The sequence below is a fragment of the Phenylobacterium sp. genome, from assembly GCF_030681155.1.
Taxonomy (GTDB): domain Bacteria; phylum Pseudomonadota; class Alphaproteobacteria; order Caulobacterales; family Caulobacteraceae; genus Phenylobacterium.
Genome location: NZ_JAUXXE010000030.1, coordinates 47756 through 66311 on the forward strand (window position 1 = coordinate 47756; position 18556 = coordinate 66311).

At 64.5% G+C, this 18556-nt stretch carries 17 protein-coding genes; 3 read left to right on the forward strand and 14 right to left on the reverse strand.

Features of this window, described 5'->3' with window-relative positions:
- Window positions 1-23: 23 nt before the first annotated feature.
- Window positions 24-515 carry a pantetheine-phosphate adenylyltransferase gene (gene coaD, locus Q8M13_RS06600; RefSeq protein WP_305298984.1) on the reverse strand — a complete coding sequence of 164 codons (492 nt, stop codon included), beginning with the start codon at window positions 513-515 and terminating at the stop codon, window positions 24-26.
- Between the two features lie 124 nt (window positions 516-639).
- On the reverse strand, window positions 640-3408 hold the full coding sequence (gene gyrA / locus Q8M13_RS06605; protein WP_305298985.1) for a DNA gyrase subunit A: 2769 nt from the start codon (window positions 3406-3408) through the stop codon (window positions 640-642).
- Between the two features lie 110 nt (window positions 3409-3518).
- Between gyrA and Q8M13_RS06610 the strand changes: the two genes are divergently transcribed.
- Window positions 3519-4046: a superoxide dismutase family protein gene (locus Q8M13_RS06610; RefSeq protein ID WP_370869986.1), complete on the forward strand. Its 528-nt coding sequence runs from the start codon at window positions 3519-3521 to the stop codon at window positions 4044-4046.
- Between the two features lie 135 nt (window positions 4047-4181).
- Here the strand turns inward: Q8M13_RS06610 and Q8M13_RS06615 are convergent, their stop codons facing one another.
- The 7 genes from Q8M13_RS06615 to Q8M13_RS06645 all read right to left on the reverse strand — a co-directional run bounded on the left by Q8M13_RS06615 (window position 4182) and on the right by Q8M13_RS06645 (window position 11316).
- A complete protein-coding gene (locus tag Q8M13_RS06615; RefSeq protein WP_305298987.1) occupies window positions 4182-4694 on the reverse strand; it encodes a single-stranded DNA-binding protein in 513 nt (170 codons plus the stop codon).
- Window positions 4695-4845: 151 nt separating this feature from the next.
- On the reverse strand, window positions 4846-5247 hold the full coding sequence (locus Q8M13_RS06620; RefSeq protein WP_305298988.1) for a hypothetical protein: 402 nt from the start codon (window positions 5245-5247) through the stop codon (window positions 4846-4848).
- Window positions 5248-5288: 41 nt separating this feature from the next.
- Window positions 5289-5978: a hypothetical protein gene (locus Q8M13_RS06625; protein ID WP_305298989.1), complete on the reverse strand. Its 690-nt coding sequence runs from the start codon at window positions 5976-5978 to the stop codon at window positions 5289-5291.
- Between the two features lie 49 nt (window positions 5979-6027).
- Window positions 6028-8925, reverse strand: coding sequence for a hypothetical protein (locus Q8M13_RS06630; RefSeq protein WP_305298990.1), 2898 nt, complete (start codon window positions 8923-8925; stop codon window positions 6028-6030).
- Between the two features lie 142 nt (window positions 8926-9067).
- A complete protein-coding gene (locus Q8M13_RS06635; protein ID WP_305299216.1) occupies window positions 9068-9904 on the reverse strand; it encodes a flagellin in 837 nt (278 codons plus the stop codon).
- Window positions 9905-10089: 185 nt separating this feature from the next.
- Complete coding sequence (locus Q8M13_RS06640; protein ID WP_305298991.1) at window positions 10090-10380, reverse strand: hypothetical protein; 291 nt, start codon at window positions 10378-10380, stop codon at window positions 10090-10092.
- A 102-nt stretch (window positions 10381-10482) separates the two neighbouring features.
- Window positions 10483-11316 (reverse strand): flagellin, encoded by an 834-nt coding sequence (locus tag Q8M13_RS06645; RefSeq protein WP_305298992.1) that lies wholly within the window; start codon window positions 11314-11316, stop codon window positions 10483-10485.
- 387 nt (window positions 11317-11703) lie between these two features.
- On the opposite strand from Q8M13_RS06645, the gene Q8M13_RS06650 reads away from it, so the two are divergent.
- Both Q8M13_RS06650 and Q8M13_RS06655 read left to right on the forward strand, forming a co-directional pair.
- Window positions 11704-13041, forward strand: a complete 1338-nt coding sequence (locus tag Q8M13_RS06650; protein ID WP_305298993.1) for a dicarboxylate/amino acid:cation symporter — start codon at window positions 11704-11706, stop codon at window positions 13039-13041.
- Between the two features lie 64 nt (window positions 13042-13105).
- Window positions 13106-14491 (forward strand): sensor histidine kinase, encoded by a 1386-nt coding sequence (locus tag Q8M13_RS06655; RefSeq protein WP_305298994.1) that lies wholly within the window; start codon window positions 13106-13108, stop codon window positions 14489-14491.
- Here the strand turns inward: Q8M13_RS06655 and Q8M13_RS06660 are convergent.
- The 5 genes from Q8M13_RS06660 to Q8M13_RS06680 all read right to left on the reverse strand — a co-directional run bounded on the left by Q8M13_RS06660 (window position 14488) and on the right by Q8M13_RS06680 (window position 18382).
- The gene (locus Q8M13_RS06660; RefSeq protein ID WP_305298995.1) at window positions 14488-14913 is read right to left on the reverse strand and encodes an OsmC family protein; all 426 of its coding nucleotides are present in this window, start codon (window positions 14911-14913) and stop codon (window positions 14488-14490) included. The two genes, Q8M13_RS06655 and Q8M13_RS06660, sit on opposite strands and share 4 nt — an antisense overlap.
- Before the next feature lie 66 nt (window positions 14914-14979).
- Window positions 14980-16416 (reverse strand): MFS transporter, encoded by a 1437-nt coding sequence (locus Q8M13_RS06665; RefSeq protein ID WP_305298996.1) that lies wholly within the window; start codon window positions 16414-16416, stop codon window positions 14980-14982.
- A complete protein-coding gene (locus Q8M13_RS06670) occupies window positions 16413-16856 on the reverse strand; it encodes a MarR family winged helix-turn-helix transcriptional regulator (RefSeq protein WP_305298997.1) in 444 nt (147 codons plus the stop codon). Before Q8M13_RS06670 ends, Q8M13_RS06665 begins: the two co-directional genes overlap by 4 nt.
- 351 nt (window positions 16857-17207) lie before the next feature.
- The gene (locus Q8M13_RS06675; protein ID WP_305298998.1) at window positions 17208-17792 is read right to left on the reverse strand and encodes a DUF2239 family protein; all 585 of its coding nucleotides are present in this window, start codon (window positions 17790-17792) and stop codon (window positions 17208-17210) included.
- Between the two features lie 119 nt (window positions 17793-17911).
- Window positions 17912-18382 (reverse strand): helix-turn-helix transcriptional regulator, encoded by a 471-nt coding sequence (locus tag Q8M13_RS06680; protein WP_305298999.1) that lies wholly within the window; start codon window positions 18380-18382, stop codon window positions 17912-17914.
- Between the last annotated feature and the right edge of the window lie 174 nt (window positions 18383-18556).

An 18556-nucleotide genomic window follows, 5' to 3' on the forward strand; every position in this document is an offset into this window, starting at 1 on the left:
GCGGCTCGCGCCGCCAGCCCGACTTAGGCCCTGACCTTCGAGATCAGGGCGTCATTGATCCGCGGCCCGACGAACTTGGTCACGTCGCCGCCCAGGGATGCGATTTCCTTGACCAGTCGCGACGAGATCGCCTGGTGACGCGGATCAGCCATCAGGAAGACCGTCTCCACCTCGCGGTCGAGTTGCTGGTTCATCGCGGTCATCTGGAATTCGTACTCGAAGTCCGCCACGGCCCTCAGACCGCGAACGATCACCCCGGCCCCGATCTCGCGGGCGAAGTGCATCAGCAGACCTTGGAACGGCTGGACCACGATCTCGGCCCGGTCGGTCAGATGCGCCGTCTCCGACTTCAACAGCGCAACACGCTCGTCGAGCGTAAACAGAGGACCTTTGCCGGCGTTGATGGCGACACCGATCACCAGCTTGTCCACCAACTTCACCGCCCGACCAATAATGTCGGTGTGACCATTGTGGATGGGATCGAACGTCCCGGGATACAGCCCTACGCGCGTCATTCGACGTCTACTCCCCCTGCTGCGGTGCAGCAGGATTTCACCGGCGAGCCCAACGAAAGCAAGCTGAAATGTTGGCTTCGGGTCCTTTGAGGGAGCCCGAAGTCACAACTTGCCGTCATGGTCCCTATTCTTCCGCTGCGTCCGTCTCGACCGCGGCGTCATCGTCATCGCCGCCACCTTGGTCGGCCAAACGCTCGACCGAGACGACGTGCTCGTCCTTACCCGTCCGGAAGATGGTGACGCCCGAGGTGTTCCGGCCGACCATCCGAACCTGGCTGACCGGGGTGCGGATCAATTGCCCCTGGTCGGTGACCAGCAGGATTTCGTCAAACTCCTCGACCGGGAAGGAGGCCGCCAGACGACCGCCCTTCTTGGTCAGGTCCTGGGCCAGCAGCCCCTGCCCGCCCCGGCCGGTGCGGCGGAACTCGTAGGCTGAGCTGCGCTTGCCGAAGCCTTCGGTGGACACGGTCAGGATGATCTCCTCGGCCGCGCCGAGTTCGGCGATCCGTTCCGGGCTGAGCGCGGCCAGATCACCGCCCTCGGCCTCGTCGTCGTCAGACGCGGAGACATCTTCCACATCGGCGTCGTCGCCCGCAGCCCGTCGCATGGCGTTGGAGTGCTTCACATAGGCGGCCCGCTCGGCTGGCGTAGCCTCGACGGAACGCAGGATCGCCATGGAGATGACGCTGTCGCCGTCGGCCAGCCGAATGCCGCGAACGCCGGTCGAGTCGCGTCCGGCGAACACCCGGACCTCCTCGGTGGCGAAGCGGATGCAACGGCCAAGCGCCGTCGTCAGCAGGATGTCGTTCTGGGCGGCGTTGCACAAGCCCACCCCGATGATCGCATCGCCGTCATCGAGCTTCATGGCGATCTTGCCGTTGCGCTTGATGCCCTGGAAGTCCGACAACTTGTTCCGACGCACGCCACCCGACTTGGTGGCGAACATCACGTCGTATTGAGCCCAGGCGGCTTCGTCTTCCGGCACAGGAAGGATCGAGGTGATGCTTTCGCCCGGCTCGATCGGCAGCAGGTTCACAAAGGCCTTGCCGCGCGAGTTCGGGTTGCCGACCGGCAAACGCCAGACCTTGAGCTGATAGACCTTGCCGCCCGAAGAGAAGAACAGCATCGGCGTATGGGTCGAGGCCGAGAAGACGCGGGTGACCGCATCCTCGTCCTTGGTCGCCATGCCTGACCGTCCCTTCCCGCCCCGATGCTGGGTGCGGTAGGTGGTCAACGGCGTGCGCTTGACGTAGCCGCCGTGGGTGACGGTGATCACCATCTCCTCACGAGCAATCAGGTCTTCGTCCTCGACGTCGGCGTCGCCGTCGACGATCTCGGACCGGCGCGGCACCGCGAAGGCGTCGCGCACCGCCACCAGTTCCTCGCGGACGATGGCCATGACGTTCGCGCGGTCCGACAGAATGGTCAGATGGCCCTGGATGGCGCCGGCCAGCTCACGGGCCTCGCCGAAGATTTCATCGCGGCCAAGGCCGGTCAGCCTGGACAGGGTCAAGGCCAGGATGGCCCGAGCCTGCTCCTCGGTCAGGCGGATCTTGTTTCCGTCGATCACCAGGGTGCGCGGGTCGGCGATCAATTCCACCAGCGGCAGCATGTCGCCCGCTGGCCAATCCTTGGCCACCAGACGCTCGCGCGCTTCGGCGGGGTCCTTCGAGGACCGGATGATGTGGATGAACTCGTCGATATTGGCCACGGCGATCGCCAGGCCCACCAAGACGTGACCGCGGTCGCGGGCCTTGGACAGCTCGAACTTGACGCGCCGGACGACGACCTCCTCGCGGAAGTCAACGAAGGCGACGATCAGATCGCGCAGGTTCATTTCGCGCGGCCGGCCGCGGTCCAGCGCCAGCATGTTCACGGCGAAGGACGATTGCAGCGGGGTGTAGCGATAGAGTTGGTTCAGGACGACGTCGGGCGAAGCATCGCGCTTCATCTCGATGACCACGCGCATGCCGTCGCGGTCGCTTTCGTCGCGCAGGTCGGCGATGCCCTCGATCTTCTTCTCGCGCACCAGGTCGGCGATGCGCTCGACCATCGCGGCCTTGTTCACCCGGTACGGGATCGAGTTGATAATGATCGCGTCGCGATCCTTGCGGAGCTCCTGGATCTCCGCCTTGCCACGCATGATCACCGAGCCGCGCCCAGTCATCAGGGCGTTGCGCGCGCCCGAGCGGCCGATGATCTCGCCGCCGGTGGGGAAGTCGGGACCCGGGACGATATCCAGCAGGGCGTCCAGAGACACCCCGGGATCGTCCACATAGGCCAGGCAGGCGTCGATGATTTCGCCGAGATTGTGCGGCGGAATGTTGGTCGCCATGCCGACGGCGATGCCGCCCGCGCCGTTGACCAGCAGAAGCGGAATCCGCGACGGCAGAACCACCGGCTCCTGTTCGGTGCCGTCGTAGTTTTCCTTGAAGTCGACCGTGTCCTTGTCGAGATCGGCCACCACCATCATGGCGGCCTTGCTCATCCGGCTTTCGGTGTAGCGCATGGCCGCCGGCGGATCGTTGTCGACCGAGCCGAAGTTGCCCTGGCCGTCGATCAGCAGCAGGCCCATCGAGAAGGGCTGCGCCATCCGCACCATCGTGAAGTAGATCGAGGCGTCGCCGTGCGGGTGATACTTACCCATCACGTCCCCGACGACGCGGGCCGATTTCACGTAGGAACGGTCGGGCGTATGGCCCTGCTCGTTCATCGAGAACAGGATGCGGCGATGCACGGGCTTGAGGCCGTCTCGCGCGTCCGGCAGGGCGCGGCTCACGATCACGCTCATGGCGTAATCGAGATAAGACTTCTTCAGCTCGTCTTCGATGGCGATAGGGGCAATGCCCCCGCGCCGGCCGTCATCGGGCGGGGTGTGGGTTTCGTCGGTCAAGGAGGCGATTTATCCGTTTAGAATCGGACACAAAACTGAGTTGAGTTGTTACCATCGCGGAGGCCGCAAGGCCAATGTCCGTGCAGATTCGAACCCAGGTGCCAATCCAGATGAAATATGCCTTCGCCGTTCTCGCCGCCACCCTTTTCGCCACTTCGGCGACTGCGGCCGATGCGCCCGCCAACCAACAGATCGAATTGAAGAATTCTACGGGTGCGGCGATTGGCACGGCGACCCTGACGGACGCACCGAACGGCGTGCTGATGCGCCTGCAAGTCAAGGACCTCTCGCCTGGCTGGCACGGCCTGCATTTCCACGAGAAGGGCGACTGCTCCAAGGCCGACTTCACCTCGGCCGGCGCCCACGTCCACGGCAAACCTACCCTGGTTCACGGCCTGCTGAACCCCGACGCCAACGAAGCCGGCGACCTGCCCAACCTCTTCGTCGCCGCCGACGGAACCGGCGCCACCGAGGTGTTCTCCACCTCCGTCGCCCTGAAGGCCGCCGCGGGCCGTGAAAACCTGGCTGACAAGGACGGCTCGGCCATCGTGATCCACGCCAACGCCGACGACCACAAGGCCCAGCCCATCGGCGGCGCCGGCGGTCGGATCGCCTGCGGCGTCATCGCCGGCGGCTAAAGCCCAAAGAGATCGGCGGGCTGTTCACGGTCCGCCGCCCTCCCCCTCAACCCCTTTCGGCGCCGATCGGCGCATGAAAAAACGGCCGGCCCGAAGGCCGACCGTCTTGTCCGTTTAGTGGTCCGAAACCTGGCTCTAGAACGGGATTTCGTCGTCCAGATCGGCCGAGAAGTTCTCGCGGGGTCCGGAGCTTTGGTTGCGCTGACCGCCGCCGAAGCCGCCGCCACCGCCGCTGCTTCCGCCACCGTAACCGCCGCCGTAGTCCCCGCCGCCGCTGCTCTCGCGCTCACCGTCGCCACGCCCGTCGAGCATGGTCAGTTCGCCGCGGAACTTCTGCAGGACGATCTCGGTGGAGAACTTCTCCACGCCCGACTGGTCAGTCCACTTGCGGGTCTGGATCGAGCCCTCGATGTAAACCTTCGAGCCCTTCTTCAGGTACTGCTCGGCGACCTTCACCAGGTTGTCGTTGAAGATCACCACCCGGTGCCACTCGGTCTTTTCCTTGCGCTCGCCCGAGGACTTGTCGCGCCAGGTTTCCGAGGTCGCGATCCGCAGGTTGGCGACGCGGTCGCCGGAATTCAGGCTGCGGATCTCAGGATCGGCGCCCAGATTTCCCACCAGAATGACTTTGTTGACGCTGCCCGCCATGAGGTTGTCCCTTGCTTTCCGTGCTTGCGGGCATGAGGCCCAAGCGCGGGAAACTAGACGACCATCTCGCCGGGATCAATATTAACGTTCTTCATTTGTTCACGACGTCGGACGCTTCTCCACAGAGGAATAGCGCCTGCCGGAAACCGCCCTACTGCGCGGGTGCGGCCGGCTCCGGCGCACGCGGCATGGCGCCGGGCACCGCCAAGCGACCATCGCCAGTGCGCACCATGGCGAGGTAGCGGTGCTCCTCCAGCGAGGGTGCGGTGAAGATCCCTCGGCGCTCGACGAAGATGAAGTTGCCCTTGAAGGCGCCGACCACTTCGCGCTGCGAACCGCCCAATCGCAGGAACCGCACCCGCATGGATTCGAGCTCCGCCGCGCAATGCTCAAGATCGGGAACGCCGGCCTTCAGCTTGTTGAACTTCAGCGTCCCATCGGTCTGCGGGGCGACATGCCAGCAAATGTCATCGCCACCAGGCGGCCGGGTGCGCTTGCTGCAAGCGGCTAGTGCGAGGACGGCGAAGCCGGCGATCAGAAAGGTGCGAAGCATGGGCATAAGCCTATAGACGCGATTGAGGCGGCGCGAGGGCGCTAACCGATCGGTTGAATGGAGCAGTTCGAGGCTTGCTCGGCCAGGGGCCGGAAGCTGCGGTTGTCGCCGGAGACCTCGACCTTGCCAGGCACCAATCGCAGGGTTTGCTGCATCCATCGGCCGTAGGTCGCGCCGCCCGGCCGCTCGCAGCGGCCGGCGAACAGCGTTTGGACACATCCATTGAGCGTGAGGTCGTTCGGAAGCTTGCGCCATCCCCCATCGGCATAACGCCAGCAACTGCCGGCCGGGCCGCTCGCGGCCGTCGCTGCGGGCGCCGTGGGCGCTGGCGCGCTCGGCTGGGCCTGGACAGGCGTCACGGGCTCAGCTTGCGGCGGCAAGGGTGTGAGCATGGTTCCGGCCTGATTGGCCGCAGCGAGGTTGCCTGCCGGGTCGACGCCGACATCGAGGGCTCCAGTCGCCACGCCGTTGCGCTTGGCGCACTCGGCCAGGGTGATTTCGCCGACATACTGGCCAGCCACATAGCAACGCAGGGGTCTGGCGGGGTCCATCTTGCCGTCGTCCGGCGCGCCGGTCTCCACCACGAGCCCGCCCTGCGACGCGGGCGGCGGCGGGGCTTTCTCATTGCGGCCCTTGCCCACGAGCATGGTCGCGATGACCACGCCGGCCAGCAACGCGAGGGCGCCGCCAAGCAGGACCAGAAGCGTGCGCCGATCTTTTAGAAATTCCATAGGCCCTCGCTAGACCGTGCTCGTGACGGTTTCAAGCGGGGGCTCGGCCTCAGCCGCCGGTGAGGCGCGAGAGTCCGGCCTGATAGTTGGCGAGCTGGTTCTTCAGATAGGCCGGGACCGGCCCGTCCGCTTTCTTCTGTTCACTCGCCGGCCGCATGCCGCTTTCCAGGTCGCGATAGGCCGTGCGCAGGATCGACATCGCCATGGTGAGCTTGTCGATCGCGACCTTTACGTTGTCTTCGTTCGACAGATTGAGGTCGCGCGGCAACTTCAGCCCGTACATCGGGGACCCGCCGTCGCCGGGGACGCTCTTGCCATCTTCAAAGGTGGTCGCGCGCACGAATCCTTCTTGCAGGCCCAGCGCCTCAAGGGCGTCGCGGCCGCCCTTCCCGCCCAGGATCTCGAAGCTGCTGCGGCTGTTTTGCGGACGGATCTGCAGCTTACGCACATCCCCGTCGGAGACCACCTCGGCCTTCACCGAATAGGAGGTCGCGCGGAGCACCTTCTTAGCCAAGCTCTCCAGCGTGTCGTTGGCCTCGATGGTGATCGTCACCGCCGCCCCGCCGATGCGCCGCCGGATCTGGAACTGATCGCCGGCCCGGGCCGAGGTCGCCGAAGTAACGAGCTGGGAGTCGGAATAGTCGATGGTGCCGGTCGGCAGACCCAGCCGGTCCAGCGCGCTCGCGCCGTTGACGTCGACCGCGATAGAAGTCGGCGTGGTCATCTTGTCCTTGGCGGTGAAGCGCTGAGACCAGCCGATCGCCCCTGAGTCGATATCGAGTTCAACCGCGAACCCATCGACCTTGCCGATCAGGTCCGGCATGCCGGGCAGCTCGGTCTTGGTGGTGCCGGTCAGCCAGACCTTGCCGCCCGCCACGGTCATCGCGGTGGCGCGGTCGTCGCCTTCCCCACCGTAATAGACGATGGCGTCGTTCGCCGTGCCCAGATCGGCCGATATCCGCGCGGCGAACGCGTCCACGCCGCCCGACGCGTTTCTGTTGACGTTGCCGACGCCCAGCGTCGCGCCGCTCGAACCGGCGATGACGATGTTGCCGCCTTCCATGACCACGCCAGCGATCGTGCCGCCGCCCAGCGATCCGAGGCTGCGCGTACCCGTCAGGACCTGGGTCTTGGGATCGGAGACGTCGAAGCGCCGCATAGTCACCTCGCCGCCCTCGACGCTGGCGACCACGACATTGGTCCCATCGACTACTAGGCCGGCCATCTTGTCGTCGCCGCTGGTGCCGAACTGGGTCGTCGCCTTCAACTTGCCGTCGGCGCCGAAGGTCCGGAGATAGCCGTCCCAGTTGCCATTGGCCGCCTGGCCGGTCATCGCACCCTTGACCCGGCCGAGAACATAGACCGAGCCGTCAGGCCCAAAAGCCACGCCGGTAGCCTCGTCCTCATCGCGTGCGCCCTGGCGCTGCGACCACATCTCTTCGCCCGCATCCATCGGCTCAGGCTGCCCCGGGGTCGTGGTGCTCCACAACTCCTTGCCGATGCCATTGAAGACCACGACGAAGCTGTCGGACTTGTTGGGATCGGCGCCGTTGTCGGCCTTAACAATCTTGGGAATGGTCGCCAGCGAGCCCTCGCCCACCGGCACTCCGCCAGCGGCGAAGCCGCCGGTCACCGAGCCCGCCACGGCGATCTGACCGTCCGGCCCCACCGCCAGAGCCAGGCCTGTCGCATCCTTCGAGGCGCCCAGCGTCCGCGTGTAGACAAGCTGACCGGCCGAATCGAACTTCATCAGGGCGACATCGCCCTCACCCTTGATGATCTGTCCATCGACCGGACCGTTGATGTCGGCCAACATGTAGAGCGAGCCATCGGGCCCGGTCACCGTCTTGTGGACCGTCTCGACGCCCTCCGGCAGGGCGACATTGAACACGCGCCCCTCGACCCAGTTGGTGTCGCCTGGCCGGCGGCTCGCATCCTGGGTGGTATCGGTCGCGGTGTTCGAGCCGGTCTCGAACTTGACCAGCTCCTGCAAGAGGACCGGATCCGTCGTCGTCGTTTTGGTGCCGTCTTCCTTGGTCGTCGTCGTCTTGGTGACGGGCTTCGGGTCGCCCGCGGTCTGAGTGATGTAGACCGCCGGGGCGGTCGCCGGCGCAGAGAAGATTAGGCTCTCCGAACTATCACCTTGAATTTTCAGAGCAAACCGGTCCTGCGCCTTGCCGACGACGATGGTCTTGCCGTTGACCGTGGTGGTCTTGTCCTCGCCGGCGATCTTCTCGACCGCGAAACGCGTCGCGAAGGACGTGCCCGCCAGCTTGTCGTTCATGAACTTCACGACGTTGTTCATCGAGCGGGGCTGCGCGCCCATTTCGCCCAGATTGAAGTCGATCGTCGTGCTGGTCTTGTTGGGGAGCTTGATCGTCACGCTGAACTTGACGTCGCCCTTGAAGGCCTCGACCTCGTCGGTCGCCGTCCCCTGATGCAGCGGGGCCGTGACATAGCGCGGCGTGGTTTTCGGAACGCCGACCGCGGACTTGGCCTTGTCGGTCGCCTCACCATGCGTAAGGCGCAGCTTTTCCAAGGTCGCGTCGTCCACATAGCCGGACACCTCGGCCATGCCCCGCGTGAAGGCGGTCTGGATGCGCTTGAGCTCCGAGGCGGTCACACCCTTTTCGCCGGCGCGTTTGGCCAGGGCCTCGAGCGACTGCAGCCCCTGGTGCATCGCGAAGAGCTGGCGGTAGTCGTCGCTCGCACCCTTCACGTCCAGTTGGGTCTGGTACTCATCGATGAACTTGCGTCCCATCAGGACGCTCTTCACCATCTCGTCGGCCTTAGGGGCCTTGGACAGTGAACTCCACGGCGGGGTCGGCGCCTTGGTGGCTCCGGCCGCCGCGCCTGGGCCACTCCCCTTCGAGCCAGCCGCCGCCGCGCCCACGGCGTTCTTCGCCTGGAAGTAGCTGAGCAGCACGCTGGAATCGAGGTTGATCACGAAGACCGCCCGTGTTTACGGAAATTCCCTACCGCAGATTGCGGCATAAGGGCTGACGAGAGGTTAAGCCCCACCGCCCCGACATCAAAAAGGGCCCCGAGCCGCGCGGCCCAGGACCCTTTTATCGCCCCGCTAAACTTGATTAGCCGCCGCGGAAGAGCTGCAGGATCACCTGAGGCTGGGAGTTCGCGATCGAGAGCGCCTGGGCCCCGAGCTGCTGCTGAACCTGAAGGGCCTGCAGACGCGCGCTTTCCTTGGCGATATCGGCGTCCACCAGATTGCCGATCCCCGTTTCCAGAACGTCCTGCAGCTTGGTCACGAAGGTGACGTGCTTCTCGATTTGCTTGGACTCGGCGCCCATCTCGGCCAGCGCCGAGGTCACATTCGTGATGGCCGAGTTGAGCGAGGCTAGCACCGCCTTGTTCGCCGTGGTCGTCCCGGTCAGAACCGTGCCGGCCAGATCGATGACCGAGCCGCTGATGGTGAAGTCTTGAGGCGTCAGGCCGATGAAGCTGTCGCCGTCCGAGTTCGCCAGGAAGTTGAGCTGCGCCGTCAGGGTGCCGTTCAAGACCGAAACGCCGTCGAACTCCGCGGATGAGGAGAACTGGCTGATCGCCTGCAACAGGGTCTGATATTCGTCGTCGAAGGCCTTGCGCGAGGTCGGCGTCGCCGAGTCCTCGGTCGCAGCGACGACTTTTTCACGCATCTGGATCAGGATATCGCTGATCTGCTCGCCGGCGGTCATGGCCACGTCGGTGATCGAGGTCGCCCGATCCAGGCTCATCTTCACGGCGCTGAGCGAGGAAAAGTCCGCCCGCTGCTTCTGGGCGATGGCGTAGACGGCCGCGTTGTCCTTGGCGTTCGCCACCCGCAGGCCAGTATTAATTCTGCTCTGAACCTGCTCGAGCTTCTCGTTCGTCGTCGTCAGGTTTTGGAGCGCAATCAGCGCCGATTTATTCGTGTTGACGCTCATCGGCATGGCGCTGATCTCCTTCAGAGAACCCATGGTTGACGCGCGACTCGCGCGCCGGAAACATGGTTAACGCTAGGGAGAACGTGGTTGCCGAAAAGTTAATGGCGCAAGCCGAAACTCGCAAAGCCAATCACAGCAAGGATTTCAGCAGGGCCGCCAGAGACGCGGGCGGCCGAGAATCAGTCAGGACGTTAAGCCTTGGTGGCGATCAGCGCGCCCGCCTTATAGGCCTCGCCGTCCGCGAGCCGCAGGATATCCTCGCGCGGCAACTGCAAGATCACCTCGCCGGTCCGCCGGTCGATGGTCTTGTAGATAAACAGCCCCGCCTGCCCGCTCTCCTCAATTACGAGGCGCAGGTCGCCCTGCTCGGCCGATGACGGCTCGCGAGCCGGAGGCCCGTCCCGCCCCTGCAGGGCCAACTTCGATGCTTGCGCCGCTTCCAGATCTGGCAAGGCGGCGACGCCTGAAAGCTTGTTTTCCATGGTCCCTCTCGCCCGCTCGGATGGCCCCATTTGCGCTTAGGCGGCGGGAAGGTTTCCCTTCCCGCCTCCGTCGCTAAGCGCGCGAGCGCGCCCTGGATGGTCTTAGCGGAACAGTCCGAGCAGGATGCCCGAGGACTGGTTGGCGATCGACAGGGCCTGGACGCCAAGCTGTTGCTTGGTTTGCAGGGCCTGCAGCTTCGCGCTTTCCTTGGCGAGGTCGGCGTCCACCAGGTTGCCGACACCAGCGTCCAGGGTGTCCTGGAGCTTCATGACGTTGGTCAGGTGGGTGTCCAGCGCCTTGGCGCCGGTGCCGAGCTTCGACAGCTGCGACGAGACGTTCTGGATCGCCGTTTCCAGCTTCGTCACATCGCCGGCCGAAACCGTGCCGGTCAGTCCGCTCAAGGTCGCGGCGATGGCCGTGTTGGTCTTCGACAGGTTCGCGTGAGCGATGTCGATGGTGGCTGAGGCGTCGGCATTGGCGATGGCCTTGATGCTGGCGCTGTTGACCGTGGTCGACGAGATCAGGTTCACACCGTCGAAGGTCGCGTTGTTGGCGATGGTGTCGATCTGGTTGCGCAGGGCGACATACTCATCGCTGAGCGCTTCTTTGGAGGCGGTGGTTAGGCCAGCTTCCGTCGCCGCCAGCACTTTTTCCTTCATCTGAACCAGGATGTCGGAGATGGCGCCGCCAGCGGCCATGGCCACATCGGCGACCGACTGGCCGCGTTGCAGCGACGAGACGACGGCGTTGAGGGAGGTCGATTCAGCGCGTTGGTTCTGGGCGATGGCCCAGATGGCGCCGTTGTCCTTGGCGTTCGCGATCTTGAGGCCGGTGTTGACCCGGCCTTGGGTCACGCCCAGGTCCTTGTTGGTGGCGTTCAGGTTTTGCAGCGCAATCATGGCGCCAGCGTTCGTGTTGACGGAATTCATCGCCATATCACTAGATCCTTTTCTCAGGGACCGACGTCATTTTGACTGCCGGAGGCGTTTTGCCTGAGAAGGTCCTGAGCAAGCGGCGGGCCAGTTGGGGCCGCGAGCCTCCCATCCTTGATAACCATAAGGTTTTCGATCTCCGAGCCCTTCGGCGCGCTCGATGCGCGAGGTCGGCAGATTTTGCGTATGGTAAATTTCTGCCGATCGACCCGGCAGAAATTGCTCGGTGCGGCCGGCAGCTTTTGCCATTCATGGTGGGGCGCCGGCGCTTCGGGCGACCTGAAGAGCAATGATGGGCGTTTAGCTTTTCTAAGGGCAAGAAAAGCTCAAACCGCTGGCGTGCCCGACACGACGCGACCATGCTCCGGCCAAATCGTGCAGGAGTATTTCATGGCGCAGGCGCGCAAGCGGGGCGGCCTATTGGGTTCCTTCGGGTTCCAGGTGCTGGCGGCCATGGTGCTCGGCCTGGGCCTGGGGCTGTTGGCGCGGAATCTGGGCGCCGAGCAGGGGCAGGCAGGTCATTGCCTATCGGAAGTTCTCCGCCTAGCGGGTTCGACCTTCATCCAACTCCTGCGCGTCCTGGTTCCGCCGCTGGTATTCACGGCCATTGTGGCGAGCATCGCCAACCTGCGGGAACTCCAGAACGCCGCCGCCCTGGTGTGGCGCACGCTCTTCTGGTTCGCCGTCACGGCGCTGATCGCGGTGAGCATCGGCATCACGCTCGGGCTGGTGTTGCAGCCGGGCGTGAACACAACTGTCGCAGCCGCCGCCGCCAGCACGCCCAGCACCAGCGGCTCTTGGCTCGACTTCCTGACCGGGCTCATCCCCTCCAACATGCTGGGCATCGCCGCATCGACCACATTGAAGGATGGCGTGCCGACGACCTCGCTGTCGTTCAACGTCCTGCAGATCGTGGTGATCTCACTGATCACCGGCATCGCGGCGCTGAAGTCCGGCGCGGCGGCCGAGCCGTTCCTGGCCTTCAACGCCTCGGCCTTGGCCATTGTGCGCAAGATCCTCTGGTGGGTGATCCGGCTGACCCCGATCGGCACCATCGGCTTGTTCGGCAATGCCGTCGCTCACTATGGCTGGGACGCGTTGGCGCAGCTGGGGGCGTTTGCGATCGCCGTCTATCTGGGCCTGGGGCTCGTCATGCTGGTCGTCTATCCCAGCCTGCTGCTCTTGAACGGGCTCAATCCGATCCGTTTCTTCGCCGGCGCCTGGCCCGCTATCCAGTTGGGCTTCGTGTCCCGCTCGTCCATCGGCACCCTGCCGGTCACGCAGACGGTGACAGAAAATGCGTTGGGCGTTCCCAAGGCCTATGCAGCCTTCGCCGTCCCGCTGGGCGCGACCACCAAGATGGACGGATGTGCGGCGGTCTATCCGGCGGTCGCGGCGATCTTCGTCGCGCAGTTCTATGGGGTGTCGCTGCAATTCACCGACTACCTGCTGATCGTGTTCGTCTCGGTCATCGGATCGGCGGCGACTGCGGGCCTGACGGGCGCGGTGGTGATGCTGACCCTCACGCTTTCCACCTTGGGCCTTCCACTCGAAGGGGTCGGCCTATTGCTGGCGATTGACCCGATTCTCGATATGGGCCGGACAGCCACCAACGTCGCCGGCCAGGCGCTGATCCCTACGCTGGTCGCCAAACGACAGGGTATTCTCGACCAAGCTGTGTACGATTCAGCTTCCGGTGATCTGGAAGCGGCGAGCCCGACAGCGTGAGTGTTAGGCGCCTGTCCAGGGCCGCCCGGCCGGCCTAGGATTGGGCGCGTGCGGGGGAGTGCCTATGGCGGACGAAGGGCGGGGGCGTCGCTGGCCTGACGGCGGGCGAAGCGGCGAGGCTCTATTGAAGGCGATGTTGGACGCGGCTGAGGTCGTGGCCGGCGTCGTCGAGCTGTTGGATGACGACTACCGCATCGTTGTCGCCAACCGCAGCGCCTCGGATCTCTATTCCCTGCCGGTTGGCGGATTGGATGGTTTGACCGGTCGCCAGCAAGGCCTGACCGAACCCCAGGTGGCGGCGCGCCTGGCGACACTGAATGCGGTATGGGCGGCGCAGGAAAGCCGATCGGGCGAGTACTCCTTTCGGTTTCCGACAGGCCGCGAGGGCTGGTTTTTCGGCACCTATTCGCCACTGCCGGGTCCCACGCCCCTGGTCGCCTTCGTCATCTTGGACATCACGGCGCGCCGCGAAGCGCAGCTTCAGGTCGAGCACCAAGGGGCGAGGTTGGCCTTGGCCCTCAACGTCACAGGCCTGGGACTGTGGGATTTTGATTTCATGGCCGACCGGGTCGATTGGGATGCGCGCACCCGGCAGCTGTTCGGCCTGCGAGGCGATGGGCCGATCGACTTCGCGACCTATGCAGCGGCAGTTCACCCCGAGGATTTCCCCGCGGTGGAGGCGGCGTTCCGCGGGGCGGTGGCTGGCGAGAATGACGGCTCCTACGTCGTGCAGCATCGCACCACAGCGATGGGACGCGATGGTTCGGCCGTCTGGATCCGAGGTGCGGCGCAGGTGATGCGCGACGCCTCAGGACAGCCGACGCATGTGATCGGAACAGCCCAGGACATCTCGGCCCAGGTCGCCGCGCGTGAACGGCAAGAGCTGTTGCTTGCCGAATTGAACCATCGCGTGAAGAACAATATGGCGGCGGTGCAAGCGATCGCGGCCCAAACCATGCGCGGCTCTGCCGACAATCCGGCCGTTTTCCGCGCGGCGTTCGACAGTCGCATCCAATCGATGGCGCGTGGGCATGACTTGCTGACCCGTAACGCGTGGGAAGCCGCGGACCTTCACGAGGTTATTGAAGCGGCGCTGTCGCCATTCGCTCAGGACCTGTTCGACATCAGCGGCTCGGAGGAGCCCGCGCCGCTGAACCCCGAGATGGCCGTCAATCTGGTGATGGTGCTGAACGAATTGGCGACCAACGCGGCGAAATACGGCGCGCTGGCGGGCGCTGGTCGGGTCTCCATCGTTTGGAGCGTGGCGAACAATCTGATGACGTTGGAGTGGCGTGAGCGCGGCGGGCCGCCGGTAGCGCCGCCGACGCGGTCGGGCTTTGGCGCCCGGCTGACGGTTGCGGCCTTGCAGGCCTATGGGGGAACGGTGGAACTGACCTTTCCCCCTGAAGGCGTCGAGTGCCGAATGCGGGCGCCGCTGACGGGCGCCTAGCCTTCCAACTTGGCGTCGAGGGTGATCTCAGCATTGAGCAGGCGAGAGACCGGGCAACTCTTCTCAGCCGTTCGCGCTAGCTCCTCGAACTTGGCCTGATCGAGCCCGGGAACCTTGGCGCGAAGCGTGAGGGCCGAGCGGTCGATCTTGAACCCCTCGCCATCGGGGACGAGGGAGACCGCCGCCTCTGTGCTGAGCTCTTCAGCCTCGGCGCCGGCGCGCTGGATCAGGAAGGCCAGCTGCATCGTGAAGCAGCCTGCATGAGCGGCGGCGATCAGTTCCTCCGGGTTGGTCCCAGGTTCGCTCTCGAAGCGCGTCTTGAACGAGTATGGCGTTGTCGACAGGACGCCGGAGTCGGTGGTCAGGTCGCCGTTTCCGTCCTTGCCGGTCCCGCGCCAGACTGCGCGTGCTTTGCGGATCATTCTCGCCTCCCTTGAGCAGGGCCTGCCTGGCCCAGGCCTACTCAACGTCGGCGAAGCGCAAATGGCTCACGCAATCGACTTGCGGCCGTTCATTTCGTCGCCGGCGTCCTTTGGCAGGCGGACGAAGAAGAACAAGGACAGGAAAGTGATCATGCCGATCACCACGAACACCGGCCCGATGGACGCCGCGCTGAGCTGGGTGTCGCCACGAGCCAGCATGAAGAAGTGCATGAGCGCGGCGGCGATCCCGATTCCGATGGATTGGACAAGTTGCTGCATCATCGCCGCCGTCGTCGATGCGCGGCTCATCTGGTGCTGCTCGACGTCGGCATAGGCCATGCCGTTCAGGCTGGTGAATTGGAGCGATCGGAAGAATCCGCCCACCGCCAGGATCGCCATGATGATCCAATGCGGGGTGGTGGGCTGGAACAGCCCGTAGGTCATGAAGCTGATCCCGACGATGACGGCGTTGACCGTAAGAACCGTTCGGAAGCCGAAGCGCCGCAGGATCGGCGGCGCGGTCGTCTTCATCACCAAGGCCCCGGCTGCGGATATGAAGGTCATCAGGCCGGCCTGGAAGGGCGAGAGGCCAAAGCCGATTTGCAGCAGCATCGCCAACATGAAGGGCGTGGCGCCCATTGCGATCCGCATGAAGGAGCCGCCGATGACTGAGGCCGTGAAGGTCTGGATCCTGAAGACGCTGAGGTCGAGGATCGCGTGCGGATTTCCGCGCGCGTGGCGCCAGTAGATGGTCAGCGCCGTCGCGCCGCCCAGGAAGAGGGCGGCCACGACGCCGTTGGGCAGGGCGCCTCGTCCCAGATTCTCGAAGCCGAAGATCAGGCCAGCCAAGCCTACGCCGGTGAGGACGATGCCGATCCAGTCGATAGGCGAGACTTCCTGCTCCTTCACGTTGGGGACGAACCGGGCCACCAGGAACACCCCGACGATGGCGATCGGAATGTTGAGGAAGAAAATCCATCGCCAGTCGGCGAAGGTGACGATGGCGCCGCCAACGACCGGGCCGATCACTGGACCAAGCAGGGCGGGCATGGTCATGACCGACATGGCGCCCACAAGTTCGCTCTTGGGCGTTGTCCGTAGCAGCACCAGCCGTCCCACCGGCCCCATCATGGCCCCGGCCATGCCCTGGAATATCCGGGCGATAACCAGCTGCGTCAGATTCTCAGCGAAACCACAGGCGGCCGATGAGGCGGCGAACAGCACCATGGCGGCGATGAAAATCCGCTTGGCTCCAAACTTGTCGGCGACCCAACCGCTGATTGGCAGGAACACCGCCGAGGCGAGCAGGAACATGGTGATAGCCAGGTTCAGCCGGAGCGGGTCCTCGTCCAACGCCACGGCCATGGTGGGCAGAGCGTTGGAAAGCACGGTCGCGTTCATCGTCTGCATCAGCAGCGCCGACCCGATGATGGCGGGGATCACCCAACCGCGGGTGACAGCCGTGGCGCGATCTTCTTCAATGGGTTGGTCGACGGGGCTCATGGCTCAAGGCTCAGCAGTTGGAGGAGGGGGCCTTGCGCGGCATGGAGGGCCTCACGCGCCTCCGGCGTGAGCTTCGATAGTCGGGCCGCCAGCCAGTCGTTGCGGTGCTGCCGGATCAGGTCGAGTTGGGCCGATCCGGCGTCTGTGATTTCCAGCCCCGCGCGCCGCCCGTCGTCGGCGCAGAGCGCGCGGGTGATCCAACCGGAGGCTTCGAGGCGCTTCACGTGACCGCTCATCGTCGGGCGGGACATCTGTTCAGCGTCGGCAAGGTCGCAGACCCCGACGCCCGGCTTGCGCTTGATCTGACCCAGGACGAGGGCGTCCAACGCCGAAACGCCGGCTCGCTGCGCCTCCTGCCGCAAGCGCCGAGCGACGCGCAGCAGCGGGGCCCTCAGGGCGTCGGCGAGGATTGTCGGATCGGAGGTGTCGGTGGTGGGCATCGATCGCCAACTAGTTAGGTTTGCGAACTATCTATGCCCAGCCCGTGCGGCGGTCAATCTTGCGGGCCAGATACACGATTAACGGGAACTGCGGGGTGTGAGCCCCGTTTAGAGTTACGAGGACCAACCTTGAGGTGAGTGCGATGACCTTGACGCTTCGTTCAGAGCCGCCCCCGCGCCGGGATGTGGCGAGGTTCACTGAAGAAGTGCGTGGTGCGGTGCGGGAATTCTCGCCCGACCAGATCTTGGACCTAGCCGATATGCTGCACGATGAAATCCGCGAACGTCGAACGCGGGCGATCAGCAGGCCGCGGTAAGGAAGACGCGCAGAAGCGGGCTGCCGCCGGCTGACTAGGGTTGCGCCACACTACCGGGCACGAGGGTGGCGGCTCGTCCTACAAGGGTTCGAACGTAGTCGCCTACATCGCGAGGCCATGCCGCGCTCAGTTCTTCAAAAGCGATGTAGTTGCCTGCGTAGAAGGCGCGCGACGCTTCTTCGAACCCAGGCAGGTCTCCAGCGAGAACCAGCATAACGCGTCGAGCCGCCTCCTGGGCTTCGCGGTGTTTGTCGCGGCCTGATCTTCGTGCCGTATCAACCAGCCGCCGCAAGGTCGCTGAGGCGCCGCCAGGCTGGGCCGCGAGCCATTCCCAATGAGTCGGCAGGAGAGTTACTTCCCGGGCCTTCACCCCAAGCTTCGGGCGCCCGCGGGGCGCAGGCGTTGGCGCACTGACGGCAGCTGTGCGATCCAAGCGCTCGAGCACGTCTTCACACGAACCCCGCAAGTCGAGTTCCATAGGTCGTCCCGTGGCGTCATCGAAGACAACCAAGTGCGATTTGCCCGCGTCAGATGCGGCTTTTACAGCCGGAGCGACGTCAAGCAGAGAGCCGGACGCGATGCAATCCTGGCCTACGAACGCAGTATAGGTATCGGCCATAAACTACTCCAAGCCCGCGACTCTGGCGCGTCGCAGGCAATATTATCCGGCTAATATTGGAGGCGATAGTAGGGCTGCTTGGGGCGTGTGTGCTTCCACCTGCCGTGCCGGCGGCGGCTCTACTCATCCTGCCCAGCGGGCTGGCTCCCATCGGCAAGTGACCCACCGCCAACGTCCAATCGTCCGCGCATTTGATTTTCCATTTGGCCGAACGCCTGATCAAGGGCGCCGATCGCAACGCGCGGTTCTATGGACGAGAGGTTGCGGCCGAGCTTGCCGCTCAACGCCTTTAAGGAAAACAGGGTGATGGTCACCAGTCTGTTGTCCGCGCCGCAGGTGGCGAGATTTGTGTCGCCGACGAGGATCGCACAGGTGAGGCCGTTGAAGTCACTGCCAGTGGCCTCTGCAAAAAGCCTTAGCTTCGGGAAGCTGAAGCGGCCCCCGCCCGCCTCGAAGTGCTGATATGTCCGCAGCTTCATCGTCATTCTCTCCGCCACCTGTTTTGAGGTGAGGCCGCGGTGTTTTCTCACCGCACGGAGCACCGCAGTAAGGGCGTGGGAAATCGCCGGATCTTCAATCTCGCTAGCCATTACACGCCACCGTTAGGCAACTAGGCCGTGTATTTGGCCTTTGAGGTACCTAAAGCCAGTTTTGATCATTCGCCAGATATATTGATAGGACAGAAGAGCCGGACATCGACGCGGCAGGCTTTTCAAAGGGTTGTGGTTCAAGGCAAGCCGATCAGACTCTGCAACCACGCAAAG